Here is a 20,331-nt window from a genome sequence, read left to right as displayed (position 1 = left end):
AATCTACTGCGAACTAGCATGCATGTAACCCAACTACGTTACATGTATGTTAAATTTCGTCTTCGTACACAGCGGACTCATCCTGTGATACCTTCGTAAGTACACCTGCCGCTACTTCTTCAAGTGCTCTTCCTACGTATTTATGAGAAACATACTTGTGTAAACGTTCTGTATCTTGCTCTTCTTGCATTTGGCGAGCACGTTTAGAAGCAAGGCTCACTAATGAATATTTTGAATCGATTTCTTTTTTTAAAGCGTCCACTGATGGGTATAACATTGTTTTATTCTCCTCTCAACATTGACAAATATCTTTTTTCAACACGTTCTCTACGACAATGCTCGGCTTTAATAATCGCATTTATACGATCACAGGCATTCGTCACTTCATCATTCTCCACAACATAATCATACAAGCTCATCATTTCAAGCTCTTCACTTGCAGTAGCTATGCGTTTCGCAATGATATCCTCTGTTTCCGTCCCACGCCCAACTAAACGGTCTTTTAATTCCGTTAAACTTGGAGGGGCCAAAAAAATAAATAAGGCATCTGGTGCTTTTTTACGAATTTGTGCTGCACCCTGCACTTCGATTTCTAAAAATACATCACGACCTGCATCCAGTGTTTCATTCACATAGGCTAGTGGTGTTCCATAATAGTTACCAACAAATTCAGCGTGCTCTAATAAGCCACCTTGTTCAATTAACGTTTCAAATGCTTCACGTGTCTTGAAAAAATAGTCTACACCATCTACTTCCCCTTCGCGAGGATTTCGTGTTGTCATCGAGATGGAATACTCATAATTCGTATTCGGCTGAGAAAATAATTCTTTTCGCACTGTCCCTTTACCTACACCAGATGGGCCAGACAGAACAATTAATAATCCACGTTCTTTTATCATTTATTCTCTATATCTCCCTTAATTTATAACAGACACGTGCAAGTTATTCGATGTTTTGCACTTGTTCACGCATCTTTTCTAAAATTGTTTTCGCCTGAACAACAGCAACCGCTGCTTCTGTAGATTGATTTTTTGAACCAATCGTATTAATTTCGCGATGTATTTCCTGCATTAAAAAATCTAATTTACGTCCAACTGAAATGGTTTCAAGTAATGTTTCCTCCAGCTGATTAAAGTGACTATCTAGTCTGTCTAATTCTTCGGAGATGTCTACGCGTTCTGCAAAAATCGCTACTTCTGCTAGTAAACGATCATCTAGCAATGTGCCATCTGCGACTTCAGCAATTCGTTCTATTAATCGTGTACGATATTTTTCAACAGCAAGAGAAGAGCACAAACGAATCTGATTCACTTGTTCCATCAACTGTTCTTTATATTGTACAACAACTTCTTGTAATTCTTGCCCTTCACGTTCCCGCATTTGTACGAGCTGTTTAATTGCTTGTGAAATCGCTTGTTCAACAGCACTTAGCAAATCCTCTGGTGTAAGCTGTGGCTTTTGCTGTACAAGTGCCTGTTCTAGCGATAAAAGCTCTTGCATCGTCCATTTTTCTTCAAGTGGTACTTTACTTGCTAATTGCTCTTTTGCCTTACGATACGCTTCAATTAATGACCAATTAATTTCAATAGATTGCTCTACGTTCTCTAAGTCTTTCACATATACCATCACATCAATTTTGCCGCGTGACAAAGCTTGTGAAATTAGTTTCTTTGCAAAAATTTCTGCTTCAAGCCATTCTTTCGGAAATTTTGCGTTAATTTCTAAAAAACGATGGTTGACCGAGCGCATTTCCACGGTTAATTGAAAGTCTCTAGTTGTTGTGACACCTCTGCCAAAACCAGTCATACTACGCACCAAGGTTCGTCACACCTTTCTTTGCATACTGGGATTATTATAACATAAGCTCTGTCGATTATGACGACTCTCCCAAAAAAATTGGTTAGAATAAAAGCTAATTCTACCACAATTGAAGCTATATTTTAATATTCACCTAAAAAATGCTATGATAAACATACAAATTGTGTATTTGTCGGAGCTGACAGATAGCGAAAGCAACTACACCATGAAAAAAATACGAAAGTACCAAGATGCTTGATATCGTTGGAAAGAGGAATTCATATGGCATTTGATGGCTTATTTACTTATTCAGTAACGGCCGACCTACAACAGCTTGTCACTGGTCGGATTACAAAAATACATCAACCTAATGCACAAGAAGTTGTGTTACATGTGCGGGCAAACGGAAAAAATCAAAAACTACTGTTCTCCATCCACTCTTCTTATGCACGTGTCCATCTTACGGAGCATACGATTGAAAATCCAGCAGAGCCTCCCATGTTTTGTATGCTTTTGCGTAAACATTTAGAGGGTGGTTTTATTTCATCCATAAAACAACATGATTTTGATCGTATTATAATAGTAGAAATTCACAGTAAAAATGAAATTGGCGATCCTATTGTAAGGGAAATACACGCTGAAATCATGGGTAGACATAGCAATCTACTGTTGATTGATCAAGAACAGGGGAAAATTATTGATAGCTTAAAGCATTTACCTCCATCCGTAAATAGCTTCCGAACTGTGTTACCAGGTCAACCGTATATTGCACCACCCACACAAAATAAATGGAACCCATTAACGGTTACAGATGAAGAGCTAACAATGTTTTTCGCTGAAGCAAAAACGACCAAAGAGATCGTAACACAGTTAGCCGGTTTTTCGCCTCTTCACGCTGAAGAATTATTGTACCGCATGACAACAGCATCTAATGCACCAGCCTGTTTCAAGGAATTTATGACATCCTTTGCAAACGGTGGTATGAAGCCAATGTATGTACTTTCTAATAACAAAACGTATTTCTCACCTATTGAGTTGAGTCATTTGCAGGGAGAAGTAACTGTCTACCCTAATGTTCACGAGCTTCTCGACCGCGTATTTTTTGCACGTGCAGAACGAGACCGTGTGAAACAACAAGCAGGTGATTTAGAGCGCTGGCTACAAAATGAAATTGATAAACTATCCTTAAAAACGAAAAAGCTGACGAAGGACTACGAGCGTGCCTCCAAGCTTGATCAATTTCAGCTTTATGGTGAGCTATTAATGGCAAATATTTATGCCTTTGAAAAAGGTGTCAAAGAGGTAACGGTAACAAACTACTATAGTGAAACAGGCGAAGTGATTACGATTCCAGTAAGTGAACGTAAAACACCGATTGAAAATGCGCAAAGCTATTACACAAAATATACAAAGGCAAAAAACGCCTTGGTTATGGTTCAAGAGCAGCTTGAAAAAACGACAGAAGAAATTGCCTACTTTGAAATGCTGGCACAACAAGTACAGCAAGCTTCTCCAGGGGATATTGAGGAAATTCGCGAAGAGCTGGCAGAGCAAGGCTACTTAAAACTACGTCATGCCAAGAAAAAGAAAAAACAAGTAAAGCCAGAACCAGAGCGCTATGTTTCATCTACAGGAGTATCGATCTCTGTTGGAAAAAACAATAAGCAAAATGATATGTTGACGTTTAAAATAGCAAAACGCACAGATATTTGGTTGCACACAAAGGATATTCCAGGATCTCACGTTGTCATCCATTCAAGTGAACCAGACGACACAACATTACGAGAAGCTGCCACATTAGCCGCTTATTTTTCTAAAGCTAGAGAATCTTCTTCTGTGCCAGTGGATTACACAGAAATTCGACAGGTCAAGAAACCAAATGGGGCTAAACCGGGTTTTGTCATTTACTTTGAACAGAAAACACTGTATATTGACCCTGATGAGGCTGTCATTTTACAGTTAAAAAAACAGTCATAAGATAGAAACCGAGACAAAACATCTCGGTTTCTTCTTTTTTATAGTACAAACACGTAATCCGTACTATAAAACGATGAAAACAGCCATATCTTCATTGTTTTTTACAGACAATCTTCCTTATTATAATAACATTAAAAAAACATATGAATAATCTGAACTGTTTCTCCCATCAGTTATTGACTTCTCCCTTTCAGAAAAGCAATATTTAAATATAAAACTTGAATAGCATCAGAAAGGGCGTATCCACATGTCTGTAGGTAAAAAATTAAGCTTTGGTTTCTTTACAATTATTCTCACGCTAATCATTTCATTAATGATTATGTTCCTGCTATTTTCAAACATTGAAAAAAAGATTGAAAATGCATTAGAAGGACATGTCGCTCTTGTAGAGTTAGCAGATGATATTCAATTTGAAATGGCCATGCAAGGACTTTTCATTCGTGCCATTATCATTGAAGACAATCCAGCAAATAAAGAGAGTTTTACAAAATATGCAAGTATGCTAGATAAGCATGTAGAAGCAATAACGGAAAAAGCGGATTCAGCTGAAATGGAAACATATGCAAACGAGTTAGCTACATATAATGATGCTTTTAACAAGTCGGCGACCGAAGCACTGGCACTATTTGAAGCTGGTAATCTTGAAGGAGCTTTGCAAAAGGTCAATGGTGACGTACAGCAAGCCAATAGAAATATACAGGACATATCAGATAAAATTGGGAACTATCAAAAACAACAGCTTGACACGGTGACAAAAGAATCGAAACAGGCAGTATCCAACTCTCAAATTATTTCTGTCATTGCAATTATTATTGGTATTGCCCTAGGTGTTTTCCTAATATTCTACATACAACGCACTATTTCTCGTCCTTTAAAATCGGTAGTTCAAGCAGCTAACCATATTGCCAGCGGTGAATTGTTTCATGAAAATCTTACTCACTATTCAAAGGATGAAATTGGTCAGCTATCGACAGCTTTTAATGAAATGAAGGGAAATATAAAAAATTTATTAACCCATATTCAAAATAATGCAGAGCATTTAACAGCTTCCGTAGAAGAACTTTCTGCCTCAACTGAAGAAATCACTACCTCTGCAGACGAGATTACAATGCGTATAAATGAAACAGCTAATGCAGCTGTAGCCGCTACAGTTGCAGCCAACGAAAGCGCACATGCTATGGATGAAACGGCAGTAGGTGTTCAACGTATAGCGGAAGCAACTCAACAACTACATCATAATGCTGTTACAACATCTGAATTAGCGACAAATGGCAATAACACAGTAGAAGAAGCTCAACAACAAATGAATGTAATTCATGAATCAACACAAGTAATCAATACCCTTGTTCAAAAGTTGAGCAAACAATCCGAAGAGATTAGTCAAATCACAGCTGTCATTACAGCCATTACCGATCAAACGAATTTATTGGCACTTAATGCAGCGATTGAAGCGGCACGTGCTGGAGAGCATGGGAAAGGATTTGCCGTTGTTGCAGATGAGGTTCGCAAGCTAGCTGAAGAGTCCAAGCAATCAGCCAATCAAATTGTTACATTAACACAGGAAATTCAGGAAGATACACATAATGTAGAAAAAGCAGTTTTCGATGGGCTTCACTCTGTCACAGAGGGTGTAAAAACCATTGGACATGCAGGGCAAGCATTTGAATCAATCGTAAAAGCGATTAATACGATGACAGATCAAATAGAAGATATATCAGCTACTTCTGAAGAAATTTCAGCCAGTGCCGAACAAGTAGCCGCCTCTGTTGCAGAAATTGCTCATGGTGCTTCAACTAGCTCAGACAATACTCAAATCGTAGCTACAGCAAGCAAGGAGCAATCTATTACGATGCAACAAATAAATCAAGTTGCCTCTGATCTAAGTGAAAAGTCCTTAGATTTACAGAATCAAATCAATCATTTCAAACTTTAACTTAAAAAACAGTGCATTTCATATATATGAGAGCGCTGTTTTTGTAATTTTCATACATATTATCCTCATGAATCCAGAAGCATATCTTTCTGAAAAGCTAATGAAGGCGGTTTCAATCAATTAAAAATCAGATTTTTAGTAATTATTTGCATAATCAATCCTTGTCAGCAAGACAAATGACATCCTTAAAAAAACATCATTGACATAGTTGGCTGTTTTGGGAGAATATGGTCAAAAATCAAGCAATACTTGCATTAATTAATGGATGAATAAAATAGGTTAGCATTGCATATATGCATGTATAGTCAGTTAGCTAGTAAATTATTTCAAAAAAATATAATTATCATCATTCACTTCTCGTTAAACCCAAAATTTCCTTAGAATGGGTACCTTTTTTCATAGATTTGCTCTATTTTTTCTTGTTCCTATCCACAATTGGTTAATCCTAGAAAATTACAAAACAAGTTTCTTATATATCATTAATAGATAAAAATAATCATGTTTCGCGATCATAAATTACAAGAAATTACCTCCAAAAGAAACTAATTCACTTAGTTTTACACAGATTTTCTACAAATCTATACAAATCCCTCAAGGTATTACATCCATGACTTTTGATTCATTTTTCAAATATCGATAATATTATCAAAAAAATAGGAATTTTCGGTATAGTAAATCATTTTTTTATTTTTGATTTATTTTTGATATTCAAAATAGATAATTATCAAAATATTATCATATAAACACTCTATTCCATTAGAGTGATAAATCAGAAAAATTTATCACTCTATTAAATGTCAGATAATACTATATAAATTTGAATCTTTTTTATTTTGTGCACAATGATTTTTTTGGTATATTAAATAGGAGCTTCACAAAAGGCTTAAAAATTGTATAAGGGGGATTCACATGAATAAAAACAAAAAGTTTTTATTATTAACAGTTCTTGCAGTATTTTCTTTAGTACTTGCTGCATGTGGCTTCGGTGGAGATTCGTCTGAAAAATCTAAAGACGATGGAAAAGATTCTGGTTCATCTGGGACAGCTTCTAAAGACTTAAACCTAGTTGTAGCTTCTGAACCACCATCTTTACATCCACAACTTGCGACGGATTCTACATCTAGCGCAGTATTAATTAACATTTTTGAAGGTTTAACACGTACAGACAAAGAAGGTAAATCAACTCCAGCAATGGCTGAGAAATGGGACGTAAGTGAAGATGGTCTTACTTACACTTTCCATTTACGTGATGCAAAATGGACAAACGGAGATCCAGTAGTTGCTGGTGACTTCGAATATGCTTGGAAATGGGCTTTAAATCCTGAAAATCTATCGGAATATGCTTCTGTATTCTACCCAATTAAAGGTGCTGAAGCTTACAATCTTGGTGAAGGTGCTGTTGATGATGTAGCAATTAAAGCTGAAGATGATAAAACTTTAGTAGTTACATTAGCAAATCCGACTGCTTACTTCTTAGAATTAACTGCTTTCAAAACGTACGCACCTGTTAACCAAAAAGTAGTTGAAGGTAATGATGAATGGTACACTGATGCTGGTGAAAACTATGTAACAAACGGACCTTTCGTTTTAGATACTTGGAAACACAGTGACTCAATAGTTCTTAAGAAAAATACTGATTACTGGGATGCTGCAAATGTAGACCTTGAAACAGTTAATATAGGCATGGTTGAGAATGAAGCTACGGCAGTAACAATGTTTAAAAATGGAGAAATTGACTACTTAGGTTCTCCATACCAAACAGTAGCACTTGATGCAATTGATGGTTTCAAAACTGATGGCTCATTACAAATTGAGGATTATGCAGCTATTTATTGGTACAAATTTAATACAAAAGATAAAATTACTGGAAACGCTAACATTCGTAAAGCTTTAACATTAGCAATTGATCGCCAAAGCTTAATCGATAACGTTACTAAAGGTGAACAAAAGCCTGCTCTAGGTATGGTTCCATCTGCAATTTCTGGTTTTGAAGAAGACCGTGGTTATTATAAAGACAATGATATTGAAGGAGCAAAAGCTGCACTTGAAGCTGGAATGAAAGAGCTTGGTATTTCTGATCCAAAAGAAATCAGTATCAACCTTTCATTTAATACAAGTGAAGGACATGCTGCTATCGCTCAATTTATCCAAGAAGGTTGGAGCAAAAACCTTGGAATTTCAGTAAACCTTGATAACTCTGAATGGCAAGTATATTTAGAAAAACTTAACCAATTAGACTATCAAGTTGGTCGTATGGGATGGATTGCTGACTACAACGATGCTTATACATTCTTAGAAATGTACGATACTGCTGCCAACGGTAATAACGATACTGGTTGGGAAAACGCTCAATATAAAGATTTATTAAAACAATCTATTTCAGAAATAGACACTGCAAAGCGTTCTGAAATCTTAAAACAAGCTGAAGCAATTGCTATGACTGAATTCCCAGTTGGACCAATTTATTACTACACTAACTTATATGTTAAAGATGATAAAGTACAAAATATGTCTCCAGATAGAATCGGTATCATTCAACTTAAAGATGTTAAAATTACTGAATAATTCTATTGTTTAATTAAGCTCTATAAAAAGAGAGCTGCCTCGTAGTCTCTTAGGCTCGAGTCAGCTCTTTTTAAAATACGAAGGCATATATTTGTCTGACAATTGACAAATAGAAGGAGGAGTTTTATGTGATTAAATATATTTTGAAAAGGCTGATGTATATACTTCTCGCGCTTTTCGTCATCGTAACGGTTACGTTTTTCTTAATGCGTCTCGCTCCTGGTAGTCCATTTGCGAGTGAACGTAATTTTCCACCTCAAATCGAGGAGAAGTTAAACGAAACGTATGGATTAAATAACCCTTGGTATATTCAATATAAAGATTATTTAATCGATACGGCCTCTTTCAATTTCGGTGAGTCAATGAAGTATAAAGCGCGTTCTACAAATGATATGATTTCTGAAAGTTTCCCTGTGTCTTTAACATTAGGGATTGAAGCTATGCTATTAGCAGTTGGATTTGGAGTTTTAATTGGCGTAGTTTCCGCGCTATACCATAATAAGTTCCCGGATTATTTGGCAACGTCCTTTGCGGTGCTAGGTATTTCAGTACCTTCATTTATTTTAGCGGGTTTAATGCAGTATTTCTTATCCTTTAAATTAGGGTTGTTCCCAGTTAGTGGCTGGAAAGGCTTCGGTTACAGCATTTTACCTGCCCTTGCGATTGCATTTTCACATATGGGCTTTATCGCAAAATTAACACGTTCAAGTATGCTTGAGCAAAACAATAGTGATTATGTAAAAATGGCTCGTGCCAAAGGAATTGGAAAATGGACAGTTGTTTTCCGCCATACATTACGAAATGCTCTTTTACCAGTTGTAACATACCTAGGCCCATTAACAGCTGGTGTGGTAACAGGTAGTTTCATTGTTGAACAAATTTTCGCTATTCCTGGACTTGGAAAACACTTTGTACAAAGTATTACAAACCGTGACTATACAGTCATTATGGGTACGACTGTGTTCTATTCCATCATCCTTTTATTTGCGGTATTAATCGTTGATATACTATATAGTGTGATTGATCCGCGTATTAAACTGAAAGGAGCGAAAAAATAATGACACAGCAGCAAATTGAAAAAGATAAGTTCAAAATTGTTGGTGGCAATCATGAAGCAACGGAAAAATTAGCTGATAAATCAGTTTCCTTTTGGAAAGAAGTATTTCTCCGTTTCTCTCATAACAAAATGGCCATCATTGGGATAATTATTTTAATCATTGTTATTTTAATGGCTATTTTCGTACCAATGCTTTCTCAGTATAAATCAAGTGATCAACTAGGTGTTTACAATGCACCTCCATCTGCACAATTTTGGTTTGGAACAGATGATCTAGGTCGTGATATTTTCGTTCGTATTTGGGAAGGAGCTCGTATTTCCCTATTTATCGGAATTGCAGCGGCGATTATTGACTTAATTATCGGTGTTATCTGGGGAAGTATTTCAGGTTTAGCAGGCGGTCGTGTTGATAACATTATGATGCGTATTGCTGACGTTTTAACAGCTGTACCTTACCTTTTAGTAGTAATCGTACTTTTAGTTGTTATGCAACCAGGTCTATTCCCAATGATTATTGCCCTGTCTATCACTGGATGGATTAACATGGCACGTATTGTACGTGGTGAAGTATTATCTATTAAAAACCAAGAATATGTTCTTGCAGCTCGTACATTAGGTGCTAGTACAGGCCATTTAATCATTAAACACTTAGTTCCGAATGCTCTTGGTGCTATTTTAGTTACGATGACTTTAACAATTCCATCTGCTATTTTCACTGAATCATTCCTAAGTTATCTTGGTCTTGGAGTTCCTGCTCCAACAGCTTCTTGGGGTACAATGGCCTCTGACGGAAATAAAGCCATTGCCAATGCTCCATGGCGCTTGATTTTCCCAGCGGTATTTATCTCACTAACAATCTTTGCGTTTAACGCAGTTGGTGACGGCTTACGTGATGCACTAGATCCAAAACTACGTAAATAAGGAGGTGGCCGAAATGAGTAAAACAATTCTAGAAGTAAAAGATTTAAAAATTAACTTTAAAACTTATGCAGGGCTTGTCCGTGCTGTACGTGGTGTTAACTTTGATTTAAAAGAGGGTGAAACACTCGCTATAGTAGGAGAATCTGGTTCTGGTAAAAGTGTTACGAGTAATGCGTTAATGAAACTAATTCCACAGCCACCCGGTATTTATGAGTCAGGACAAATTTTATTTAATGGTCGTGATTTAGTTCCGTTAACGGATAAAGAAATGTCAAAAGTACGCGGAAATGAAATTGCTATGATTTTCCAAGATCCAATGACAAGTTTGAATCCAACTATGAAGGTCGGACGTCAAATAACTGAGGTAATTTTGCAACATAAAAAAGTTTCCAAAGCTGATGCCAAAAAACGTGCAATTGAACTTTTAACACAGGTAGGTATCCCCTTCCCTGAAAAACGCTATAACCAATATCCACATGAATTTTCAGGTGGTATGCGTCAACGTGTTGTTATTGCCATCGCCCTTGCGGCTGATCCGAAGCTATTGATTGCCGATGAGCCAACAACAGCCCTAGACGTAACAATTCAAGCACAGATTTTAGAGCTAATGAAAGAAATCCAGAAAAACTCAAAAACATCTATCATTTTCATTACACACGATTTAGGTGTTGTGGCAAACATTGCAGATCGTGTAGCCGTAATGTACGCTGGACAAATCGTGGAGTATGGTACTGTTAATGATATTTTCTATAATCCGAAACACCCATACACATGGGGTCTACTAGGTTCTATGCCTGATCTAGATAATGATACGGATGAGTTATTGCGCACGATTCCTGGTTCACCACCAGATCTTACGAACCCACCTAAAGGGGATGCATTTGCAGCACGTAACGAGTTCGCAATGGCCATTGATTATGAACAAGAACCACCAATGTTCCAAGTGAGTGAAACGCATTTTGCAAAAACGTGGTTATTGCATCCTGATGCACCAAAGATTCCTCTTCCTGAAGCAGTTGCTAAACGTATTGAAGGGTATTTAGCAAAGGAGGCACAAGAAAATGACTAAAGCTGGTGCGAAAAAAATTCTTGAAATCAAAAATTTAAAGCAGTATTTTGGTTCACCAAGTAATCCGATCAAAGCTGTAGATGGTATTAGCTTCGATGTTTATGAAGGCGAAACACTTGGTCTTGTGGGTGAATCAGGTTGTGGTAAATCAACAACTGGTCGTTCAATCATTCGATTATATGATATTACAGGTGGCGAGATTGTTTTCGATGGTGAGAATGTCCAAGGAAAAAAATCTAAAACTGAGTTAAAGAAATTTAACCGTCAAATGCAAATGATTTTCCAGGATCCTTATGCTTCTTTAAATCCTCGTATGACAGCTGGTGAAATCATTGGTGAAGCCTTTGATATCCATGGCCTTTACAAGGATAAAAAGGTACGTCGTGCGAAAATCCAAGAGTTACTTGAAGCTGTTGGTTTAAACAAAGAGCACGCGAATCGTTATGCACATGAATTTTCTGGTGGTCAACGTCAACGTATTGGGATCGCTCGTGCATTAAGCCTAGATCCTAAATTCATCATTGCGGATGAGCCAATTTCTGCGCTTGACGTATCAATCCAAGCACAAGTTGTTAACTTATTAAAAGAGTTACAAAAAGAACGTGGCTTAACATATCTTTTCATTGCCCATGACCTTTCCATGGTCAAATACATCAGTGATCGAATTGCTGTAATGTACCGTGGAAAAATCATGGAAATCGGTAAAGCAGATGATATTTACAATCATCCTGTTCATCCGTATACAAAGTCTTTATTATCAGCTATCCCACTTCCTGATCCGATGTCAGAGAAGCGCCGTCAACGTATTCAGTACAAGCATACAGAGGTTGACCAAAGTGCAGCCTATCATGAAGTAGGCGACCAACATTATGTTTATGGTACTGCTGATTTAGTAAAAACTTGGGTTGCTAATCGATAAAAACTAATTACATCCATCCATTGGAGGTTTCCAGTGGATGGATTTTTTGCTCTCCGCTTTTCTCCTAGGTGTAGATGTCTTTACCCCTTTTACCTTATTTTAAGCAAAGTGCGTTTATACTTTTTGAAAAAAACAGTCTTTCTTCTATCAAGAAAGACTGCTTCTTCGATACCAATTATTTTATTGGAGCATCTGCTGTTAATTCAATATCTTGCAGTTCTGTAGAATTTCCATATTCCACATTGTAATTTTTCACGCGCTTATTAACAGGAATAACTTCTGTACGGAAGAAAGTCGGTACTACCATTGCTTTTTCACTCATATATTCTTGCCATGCTCTGAATGCTTTTGTACGTGTATCTTGATCCATAGCTTCTTCTGAGTCAATAGCGTCTAATAATTTTGTTAATTCAGGAGATACATAACGGCTAAAGTTAAATTCAGCACCTTCACCATATAAACCTTTAGGAGATGGATTTGTTCCAGTTCCCCATGCAGCTTGGTACATATCGATTTCTGGATCATCTGCTTGAACTTTATCATAGAAAGCATTGAATTCGATAAGACGACCAGTAGTTAATTGTACATCTAACCCTACTTCTTTCCAGTTTTGACGGAAATATTCAACAATTGCTTCATCTGTTTCTGAACCAGCCATTGAAGCTAAGCGAATAGAGAATTTTTTACCATCTTTATCTTCACGAATACCATCACCATCAACATCTTTAAAACCTGCTTTATCTAATAATTCTTTTGCTTTTTCTGGGTCATAATTATAGCCTTCTAATGTTGAATCATAATATGATGCAAATACTGGTGGAATTAAAGAATTTCCGCGCTCACGTAATCCTTGATAGAATTTTTCTGCAACACCTTCAACATCCATTGCATAAGCAACAGCTTGACGCAATTCAACACTATTCATTTTTGACTTTTCATCAAATACGTTTACTTTATTAGTTGTATCATATTTTCCTAATTTAAAGCCGATATAAGAATATGATAATTCTGGTCGACCTAATAATGCTAAGTTTTGTAGATCCTTAATGCTATCGTACTGATTAGTTGGATATGATGTTGCAAGATCATATTTTCCAGTACGTAATGCTTCGCCAATTGAAGTTGGTGGTACAACCTCAAGTACAACTTTATCAACTTTCGGTTTACCTTTAAAATAATGTTCGTTTGCTACAAACTGTACAGACTCACCATTTACGACTTTATCAATTTTAAATGCACCAAGTGTAACTGGATTTTTACGTACTGCATCTGAAGCAAGTAAATCTTTCACTGGAATAGATTCTAATTGATGTTTAGGCTCTGCATACGCCCATAAACCATCGCCAATGGAGTAAATAGCTGGTGATACTTTTTTAAGCTGAATTTTAATGCTTTTTTCATCGACTTTTGTAATACCAGAAATTGTATCTGCTTGCCCATTATGGTATTCTTCTGCGCCAACAATATTTTTGAAATCATCATCATAGCGAACACCTGTATAATCTGGATGACCAATTAGCTCATATGGGAAAATTAAATCATCAGCTGTTAAAGGTGTGCCATCTGACCATTTGTAATCACCTTGAATTGTGACAGTTGCTGTTTTTGCATCAACATCAACATCTAATTTTGCAATACCTTTGTCTGTAACAATAAAGTTGCCATCTTGTTCAAAAAGTACATTTGAAGCAAATGCTAAAATTTCTGAATCATAAGCATCTTCGTATAGCTCCCAGTTGAAAATCCCTTGGAATGGAGAGCTTGTTACAAGTCCTACGCGTAAAGTACCACCTTGAATTGCTTCTCCTTCATTTGTTACCTCCATTGGAAGTAACGAATCATTTGTTGCCTCAGATTCACCGGATTTTTCTGTTTCACCTGACTTTTCTGTATTATCAGTTTCTGAGCCTTTTTCAGACCCACTGCCTCCACCACCATTGCAGGCTGCTAAAATTAGCATGAATGCAAAAAGTACGGATAGGAATAACCAATTCTTCTTCATGTGTAAATCCTCCCCTTTTATCCTAATCGTTGTTTTGCGTCAGCCGCACGTCTTAGCGCTTGACCAACATAATTTATACCAAGCATCAAAACTAAAATTAATAATGATGCGGGCAACCAAATCCACCATTTTGTAGATAATACTATCGGGTTTGTTGCATAGCTTACTAATGTCCCTAAGCTAGGTGTAGAAGGAGGTAAACCAAAGCCTAAAAATGATAGACCTGTTTCAATACCCACATTCCCTGCAAAGTTCAACGTTAACTCTACTATTAGCAACGAACTTAAATTTGGTAGTATCCCTTTAAACATAATGGCAAAATCACTAGTCCCCATTGTTTTGGAGGCACTTACATAATCTCGTCGTCCTTCAGATAAAGCTTTACTTCGAACAAGACGTGCAGTACCTATCCATTGAAAGGCACTTAAAATCAAAATTAACTCTAAAACACCATATTTAGGAATAATTGTAACTAATACAATGATAATCATTAATGTCGGTAATGTCATAAGAAAATCAATGATACGCATAAATAAATTATCAATAAAGCCACCATAGTAGCCCATTATTATACCTAGTGCGATCCCTAAAGCATTTGCAATAAGAGTGATAGCAATTGCAATTAAAATAGAATTTTTCGCACCGATAATAAGCTGTCCATACATATCACGCCCAGCTTCATCAGCCCCAAGGATATATCCATTAACGCCAGGCTCTGTAAAACGCTCTAATAATTTAATTCGTAATATTTCATCCTGGTTCATAAAAAAGGACATAATTAATATCGCAATTATAAGTAATGTTATTCCTATAAATGAAAATAATGCTAATTTATCTTTTCTAAATTCACGTATAACCACTTGAATTCCTGTTGGTGGAGTACTTTCAACTTTCACTACATCATTTTTTTGATCCATTTTATTCACCTCTCCTTATGCGTTCAATTTAGCTGTTAGTCTATGCGGATACGTGGATCAACAATGCTCATAATTATATCTGACAATAGACTACCTAATAACGCTAAGAAGCCATAAAGCATAACAAGAGCTGTAATAACACTATAATCGCGACTTGTTACGGAATGGATGAATAATTGCCCCATGCCCGGGAAGCCAAAAATTGTCTCTATGAATATCGAGCCGCCTAATAAACCTGTAATTGTAAAGCCAAGGAAGGCTGCAATTGGTAATAAGGAGTTACGGAAAATATGTCTTCTATAGATTTTTTTCATCGGTACACCTTTACTACGTGCTGTTTTAACATAATCCTGTGTCTTGGCATCGATAATTTCTGAACGTAAGTATTGAATAATCGTCGTTGTAGCTAAAATTGCATACGTCATTGCAGGTAATATTAAATGATACAAGCGATTCCAATAATACTCGAGTGTTCCAGGCTCTACACCTACATCGACTGTTCCGCTCGTTGGGAACCACATTAAACGGTATCCAAAGATATATAAGAAGATTAAACCCAATACAAAGGTCGGTATTGCATAGCTTATAAAGCTATACAGAGTAATCGACTTATCGTACAAAGTATCCTGTTTACGTCCAGCTATCATTCCTAATGGAATAGCTATTAAATAAACGAGAATGGTACTAAGTAGAGCGAGCCAGAATGTGTTTAATGCACGCTCGCCAATCAATGTGGACACTGCAAGTTTATATGTATAGCTTTGTCCAAAATCACCCTGAAAGGCATTGATTACCCAATGGTAATATTGTACATACCAAGGGTCATAGTAACCCGCTTGAATTCTTAGTTCCTCAATTCTTGCAGGATCCGTCTCTGGAGTAATTAACCCCGTAAAAGGATCACCTGGCATTTGTTTTGCTAGGATAAAAATGATTAAGCTTAATACAAACATTTGAGGAATCATTAAAATTACTCTTCTAACAATTGTTTTCCACATTTCACATTCCTCCCGACATTGCAACCATATGTGTGTTTGAAATGGATTTCAGTGGATAGACTTTTCCATGCTCATCATAATATTTATGTTGCTCTTGTTGATAATTCTCTTCTACTTTTTGTCGAATCAATTTGCGCTCATCCCTAGTCTCTGGTTCGATATTCGGAATGGCTGATAAAAGCCGATTCGTGTAAATATGCTGTGGATTCTTATAAATATCATGTCTTGTACCAGTTTCCACAAAGCGGCCTTTATACATAATAGAAATATGATCACACATATGTTTAACAACACCTAAATCGTGGGAAATGAATAAGTAAGTAAGACCGTATTCATTTTGGATATCTTTCATAAAATTTAAGACCTGTGCCTGTACAGATAAATCTAGCGCAGAAACAGGCTCATCCGCAATGATCATTTTAGGGTTACATGCAACCGCTCGCGCAATGCCAAGACGCTGCTTTTGTCCTCCCGAAAATTCATGTGGATATTTGAGTAAGACATCCTCTGACATCCCAACAATAGCTAGTAGCTCTTTAATACGTTTGCGTTCCTCTTGATCACTAAGCTTCATGAAATTTCGAATGGGTTCTGCAAGAATATCAAGAACACGTTTCCTAGGATTCATACTTGAATGAGAGTCTTGGAAAATCATTTGAATATCTTTGTTATAGGCTGAATCACGCTGTCTTCGTTGATTTGTGACATTTTCGCCCTCATAAAAAATTTGACCAGAGGTGATTTTTTCTAAGCCAATGATCGCTTTTCCAGTAGTCGATTTACCGGATCCTGATTCACCTACTAATCCATAGGTTTTCCCTTTTTCAAACTCCATCGTCACGCCGTCCACCGCATATACTCGATCGACAATAGTATTAAAAAATCCACCACGTATTGGATAGTGAACATTTAAATCCTTAATCTGCATAAAGCTCATATAGCCCCGCCCCCTTCTTCACCTTCAAAATGAAAGTGTTTCCAGCAGGTACATCTCACAAAATGTCCTGGTGCAATTTCATGTAATTGAGGTTTTGTTTCGTGTGAAGATGCATCAATCCACGGAATTCTTCCTGAAAAACGACAACCTTCTCGAGGTAAATTTATTAGAGATGGTACCATCCCTTGAATGACCTCGAGTCTTTCATTTTCGCTATGTGTTTGTGGAATTGAATTTAGTAGCGAGCGAGTGTATGGATGTCTTGGATTATTGAATAATTCCCGAACTGGAGCCTCTTCCACTACTTCCCCTGCATACATAACTACAACTCGATCAGCCATCTCCGCTACAACACCCAAATCATGCGTAATGAGAATAATACCTGTCTCCGTTTCAGTCTGTAATGTTTTTAATAGGTCCAAAATTTGGGCCTGAATTGTCACATCTAAAGCAGTTGTCGGTTCATCAGCAATTAATATAGCAGGCTTACATGATAAGGCAATTGCAATCATAACACGCTGACGCATACCACCAGATAACTGGTGCGGAAATTGTCTAGCGACACGTTTTGGATTCGCAATCCCAACTTGATTTAGTAGTTCTAATACTCTTTCACTTCGCTGTTGTTTTGAAAGCTTAGTATGATAAATTAACCCTTCTTCTATTTGTTCGTTAATTCTCATTAAAGGGTTAAGTGCTGAAAGTGGGTCCTGAAAGATAAATCCTATGTCATTACCACGTAAGTTATTAAATTGTTGGTCATTCAATTGAGCTAAATTTTGATTATTATAAAAAATATCACCAGAAACCTTTGTATTTACTTCATTGTGCAAGCCTACAATAGTAGTCGCTAATGTACTTTTACCACAACCAGATTCTCCAACTATTGCTAATACCTCATTTTTTTTAAGGGAAAGTGAGACATCATCTACAGCAGCGTGGTATGTATCTTTAATGCGAAAACTTGTAGACAAATTTGTAATTGTTAATAAGTCTTTTGCTGTATTCAAACAATCTCTCCTCTATTATTCAATATTCTGAAAATACAAATGATACTTTATATCAGAATCATATTTAATTTTTCTCTCTTCCCCTCTCTTTTTCATTATAGCTAGTATAATTTTAATAATTTTTTCGCTTTAAACGCGTAAGCCGCTGATAGAATTATCTGAAAATTAAACCGTGCTATTATTTTAGCTAGAAAACATGTATAAACGCAAGTACCTTTTTCAAATTATTACAAACCAAAATATAAATTTCCACCATACCTCTTCCTTAAAAAAATAGTAATTTCAGTATTTAAAGTTAAGAATTATTTTACTTTTTCTTTACAAAGTTACAATTCTCACAAATTAATATTATATAAATATAATTAATGATATTTCACATTATATTTATTCGCGCAAATAAAATGCTTAAAAATTCAATTAATTCAGTATTTTAAAGCGAAAAGTAAAAAAAATACTTTTTATGAAAAAGTTATATTTCACACATTTTTGTTTTCAATAAATAATTTTGGACGTTGAAGTGCTAATATTTCAAATTACTTTAAAAAAATAATTTATAGCTATTAGTTTATAGCTATCTACCATACTTCTTAATTATTTCTGATTGCCGATTTTTTCTCCAATTTTCGATATAGAAATACTATTTAGAATATTTTTAAAGGAAATTACATGTTTTTATGTTAAAATTTCCAATGACAAAGTTTTATTAAATTATTAACATAAGGAAAGGTTGTCTGTGATGGCAAAAATTAATGATGAATGGTTTACAGTAGAAGAAATCAATAATGAAACATATGCTATAAGTGAATATGGTCATTGGGAAAAAGTACATTCCTTTTTATTGCTTGGAGAAAAACGGGCTGTTCTCATTGATACAGGTCTTGGCATTGATAATATTCAAAGGATTAGTAAACAATTAACCTCTTTGCCCATTTCTGTGATGACAACACATGTCCACTGGGATCATATTGGTAGCCATGGAGCATTTGATGATATTTATGTTCATAAGGATGAAGTTGATTGGTTAATCAATGGTATCCCTAAATTATCTATCGAACAGATTAGAAAGGATATTGGACGTAATATTACATTACCTACACCTAAAACGTTTAATCCATCGAATTACAAGCCTTTTCAGGGACAGCCTTCTGGATTTTTAGAAGATGGGGATGTTATAGATATGGGGAACCGAAAATTATCAATTCTCCACACACCCGGGCATTCGCCTGGCCATATTGCTATTTTGGATCATAAATATGGTTATTTGTTTACAGGGGACTTACTCTATGATCAAGCACCTATTTATGCATTTTTTCCAACTACTTCCCCCGAGGATTTAGTTCAATCTTTAGAAAAAATAGCTAACTTACCTTCGCTTACGAAAATTTTTGGTTCACATCACACATTAGGTCTTGATCCTTCTATTTTATTGGAGGTGAAACGGGCAATTATGACACTTCGTGAGAATAATCTAGTACGTTTTGGGACAGGTATTCATCGTTTTAATGGTTTTAGTATTCAATTTTAAATACCCTCATCCTATTTAAATAGAAAGAAAAAAGCTGTTCTACAGGTCAAATAACCTATAGAACAGCTTTTCATTATAACTCTCCAGCCTTTAATTTCGCATGCCACTCTTTTAAAAATGGAATATCTTCTTCTTTAATAGCACCTGATTCGTTTGCTGCTTCAATTAAATAATCGAAGTTTGTTAACGATACATACTGAATGCCAGCCTCATCAAATGCTTGCTCAGCGCGTGGAAGATTATAGGTGTAGACACAAACTACGCCTAATACTTCACAGCCAGCTGCACGCAATGCTTCTACTGCTGTAATCGAAGAACCGCCTGTGGAAACGATATCCTCCACAACAACTACTTTTTGACCTGCTGCGTATTTTCCTTCGATTTGATTACCACGACCATGCTCTTTTGCTTTTGATCGTACATAAACCATCGGTAATTCTAAAATATCACTTACCCATGCTGCGTGTGGGATACCCGCTGTAGCTGTTCCTGCTACGATTTCTGTTGCACCAAAATTCTCTTTGATAACAGCTGCTAAGCCATTTGCTAATTGTTTACGAATAACTGGGTCTGAGATTGTTAAACGAGTATCACAGTAAATAGGAGATTTAATACCAGACGCCCATGTAAATAATTCAGTTGGATTTAATTCTACAGCACCCACTTTTAACATAGCGTGTGCAATTTCATTTTGTAATGTCATC

General features: G+C 36.2%; 17 protein-coding genes. 8 read left to right on the top strand and 9 right to left on the bottom strand.

Annotated elements, in window-relative coordinates; translation table 11 throughout:
* Positions 1-49 precede the first annotated feature (49 nt).
* The 3 genes from rpoZ to NST76_RS04645 are packed head-to-tail and all read right to left on the bottom strand — an operon-like array spanning position 50 to position 1,818.
* A complete protein-coding gene (gene rpoZ / locus NST76_RS04655; protein WP_036125003.1) occupies positions 50-277 on the bottom strand; it encodes a DNA-directed RNA polymerase subunit omega in 228 nt (75 codons plus the stop codon).
* Positions 278-281: 4 nt separating this feature from the next.
* Positions 282-899 (bottom strand): guanylate kinase, encoded by a 618-nt coding sequence (gmk, locus tag NST76_RS04650; protein WP_036125005.1) that lies wholly within the window; start codon positions 897-899, stop codon positions 282-284.
* A gap of 43 nt (positions 900-942) precedes the next feature.
* On the bottom strand, positions 943-1,818 hold the full coding sequence (locus NST76_RS04645) for a YicC/YloC family endoribonuclease (RefSeq protein ID WP_036125007.1): 876 nt from the start codon (positions 1,816-1,818) through the stop codon (positions 943-945).
* A 261-nt stretch (positions 1,819-2,079) separates the two neighbouring features.
* On the opposite strand from NST76_RS04645, the gene NST76_RS04640 reads away from it, so the two are divergent.
* From NST76_RS04640 to NST76_RS04610, 7 genes are all read left to right on the top strand, one after another.
* Positions 2,080-3,774 carry an NFACT RNA binding domain-containing protein gene (locus tag NST76_RS04640; protein ID WP_036125010.1) on the top strand — a complete coding sequence of 565 codons (1,695 nt, stop codon included), beginning with the start codon at positions 2,080-2,082 and terminating at the stop codon, positions 3,772-3,774.
* Positions 3,775-4,021: 247 nt separating this feature from the next.
* The gene (locus NST76_RS04635) at positions 4,022-5,707 is read left to right on the top strand and encodes a HAMP domain-containing methyl-accepting chemotaxis protein (protein ID WP_342544681.1); all 1,686 of its coding nucleotides are present in this window, start codon (positions 4,022-4,024) and stop codon (positions 5,705-5,707) included.
* A gap of 909 nt (positions 5,708-6,616) precedes the next feature.
* Entirely contained in the window at positions 6,617-8,272 is a 1,656-nt protein-coding gene (locus NST76_RS04630; RefSeq protein WP_342544680.1) for a peptide ABC transporter substrate-binding protein, read from the top strand.
* 128 nt (positions 8,273-8,400) lie between these two features.
* Positions 8,401-9,330, top strand: a complete 930-nt coding sequence (locus NST76_RS04625) for an ABC transporter permease (RefSeq protein ID WP_036125020.1) — start codon at positions 8,401-8,403, stop codon at positions 9,328-9,330.
* Complete coding sequence (locus NST76_RS04620) at positions 9,330-10,250, top strand: ABC transporter permease (RefSeq protein ID WP_036125023.1); 921 nt, start codon at positions 9,330-9,332, stop codon at positions 10,248-10,250. The genes NST76_RS04625 and NST76_RS04620 overlap by 1 nt, the downstream gene beginning before the upstream one ends.
* A gap of 13 nt (positions 10,251-10,263) precedes the next feature.
* On the top strand, positions 10,264-11,319 hold the full coding sequence (locus NST76_RS04615) for an ABC transporter ATP-binding protein (protein ID WP_058843482.1): 1,056 nt from the start codon (positions 10,264-10,266) through the stop codon (positions 11,317-11,319).
* Positions 11,312-12,238, top strand: a complete 927-nt coding sequence (locus NST76_RS04610; protein WP_036125026.1) for an ATP-binding cassette domain-containing protein — start codon at positions 11,312-11,314, stop codon at positions 12,236-12,238. Before NST76_RS04615 ends, NST76_RS04610 begins: the two co-directional genes overlap by 8 nt.
* Positions 12,239-12,413: 175 nt before the next feature.
* On the opposite strand, the gene NST76_RS04605 is transcribed toward NST76_RS04610, so the two are convergent.
* From NST76_RS04605 to NST76_RS04585, 5 genes are read right to left on the bottom strand one after another with little or no spacing between them, the layout of a single operon-like run.
* The gene (locus NST76_RS04605) at positions 12,414-14,240 is read right to left on the bottom strand and encodes an oligopeptide ABC transporter substrate-binding protein (protein WP_342544677.1); all 1,827 of its coding nucleotides are present in this window, start codon (positions 14,238-14,240) and stop codon (positions 12,414-12,416) included.
* 17 nt (positions 14,241-14,257) lie between these two features.
* Complete coding sequence (locus NST76_RS04600) at positions 14,258-15,157, bottom strand: ABC transporter permease (protein WP_036125031.1); 900 nt, start codon at positions 15,155-15,157, stop codon at positions 14,258-14,260.
* 35 nt (positions 15,158-15,192) lie between these two features.
* Complete coding sequence (opp4B, locus tag NST76_RS04595) at positions 15,193-16,155, bottom strand: oligopeptide ABC transporter permease (protein WP_089931972.1); 963 nt, start codon at positions 16,153-16,155, stop codon at positions 15,193-15,195.
* A gap of 1 nt (position 16,156) precedes the next feature.
* Positions 16,157-17,092 (bottom strand): ATP-binding cassette domain-containing protein, encoded by a 936-nt coding sequence (locus tag NST76_RS04590; RefSeq protein WP_089931969.1) that lies wholly within the window; start codon positions 17,090-17,092, stop codon positions 16,157-16,159.
* Positions 17,089-18,102 (bottom strand): ABC transporter ATP-binding protein, encoded by a 1,014-nt coding sequence (locus NST76_RS04585; RefSeq protein ID WP_089931966.1) that lies wholly within the window; start codon positions 18,100-18,102, stop codon positions 17,089-17,091. Before NST76_RS04585 ends, NST76_RS04590 begins: the two co-directional genes overlap by 4 nt.
* Before the next feature lie 736 nt (positions 18,103-18,838).
* Here NST76_RS04585 and NST76_RS04580 point away from each other — a divergent pair.
* Complete coding sequence (locus NST76_RS04580; RefSeq protein WP_036125068.1) at positions 18,839-19,627, top strand: MBL fold metallo-hydrolase; 789 nt, start codon at positions 18,839-18,841, stop codon at positions 19,625-19,627.
* Between the two features lie 73 nt (positions 19,628-19,700).
* On the opposite strand, the gene pyrE is transcribed toward NST76_RS04580, so the two are convergent.
* Positions 19,701-20,330, bottom strand: coding sequence for an orotate phosphoribosyltransferase (gene pyrE / locus NST76_RS04575; protein ID WP_036125070.1), 630 nt, complete (start codon positions 20,328-20,330; stop codon positions 19,701-19,703).
* Between the last annotated feature and the right edge of the window lies 1 nt (position 20,331).

Source organism: Lysinibacillus sp. FSL W7-1291 (assembly GCF_038593415.1).
Lineage (GTDB): Bacteria > Bacillota > Bacilli > Bacillales_A > Planococcaceae > Lysinibacillus > Lysinibacillus fusiformis_D.
This window is presented reverse-complemented; position numbering and strand designations above follow the sequence as displayed.

Excerpts from the sequence above, each read along its gene's own strand:
- rpoZ (WP_036125003.1), bottom strand. The coding sequence starts at position 277 with ATGTTATACCCATCAGTGGACGCTTTAAAAAAAGAAATCGATTCAAAA.
- gmk (WP_036125005.1), bottom strand. The coding sequence starts at position 899 with ATGATAAAAGAACGTGGATTATTAATTGTTCTGTCTGGCCCATCTGGT.
- NST76_RS04640 (WP_036125010.1), top strand. The coding sequence starts at position 2,080 with ATGGCATTTGATGGCTTATTTACTTATTCAGTAACGGCCGACCTACAA.
- NST76_RS04635 (WP_342544681.1), top strand. The coding sequence starts at position 4,022 with ATGTCTGTAGGTAAAAAATTAAGCTTTGGTTTCTTTACAATTATTCTC.
- NST76_RS04630 (WP_342544680.1), top strand. The coding sequence starts at position 6,617 with ATGAATAAAAACAAAAAGTTTTTATTATTAACAGTTCTTGCAGTATTT.
- NST76_RS04620 (WP_036125023.1), top strand. The coding sequence starts at position 9,330 with ATGACACAGCAGCAAATTGAAAAAGATAAGTTCAAAATTGTTGGTGGC.
- NST76_RS04615 (WP_058843482.1), top strand. The coding sequence starts at position 10,264 with ATGAGTAAAACAATTCTAGAAGTAAAAGATTTAAAAATTAACTTTAAA.
- NST76_RS04610 (WP_036125026.1), top strand. The coding sequence starts at position 11,312 with ATGACTAAAGCTGGTGCGAAAAAAATTCTTGAAATCAAAAATTTAAAG.
- NST76_RS04605 (WP_342544677.1), bottom strand. The coding sequence starts at position 14,240 with ATGAAGAAGAATTGGTTATTCCTATCCGTACTTTTTGCATTCATGCTA.
- NST76_RS04600 (WP_036125031.1), bottom strand. The coding sequence starts at position 15,157 with ATGGATCAAAAAAATGATGTAGTGAAAGTTGAAAGTACTCCACCAACA.
- opp4B (WP_089931972.1), bottom strand. The coding sequence starts at position 16,155 with ATGTGGAAAACAATTGTTAGAAGAGTAATTTTAATGATTCCTCAAATG.
- NST76_RS04590 (WP_089931969.1), bottom strand. The coding sequence starts at position 17,092 with ATGAGCTTTATGCAGATTAAGGATTTAAATGTTCACTATCCAATACGT.
- NST76_RS04580 (WP_036125068.1), top strand. The coding sequence starts at position 18,839 with ATGGCAAAAATTAATGATGAATGGTTTACAGTAGAAGAAATCAATAAT.
- pyrE (WP_036125070.1), bottom strand. The coding sequence starts at position 20,330 with ATGACATTACAAAATGAAATTGCACACGCTATGTTAAAAGTGGGTGCT.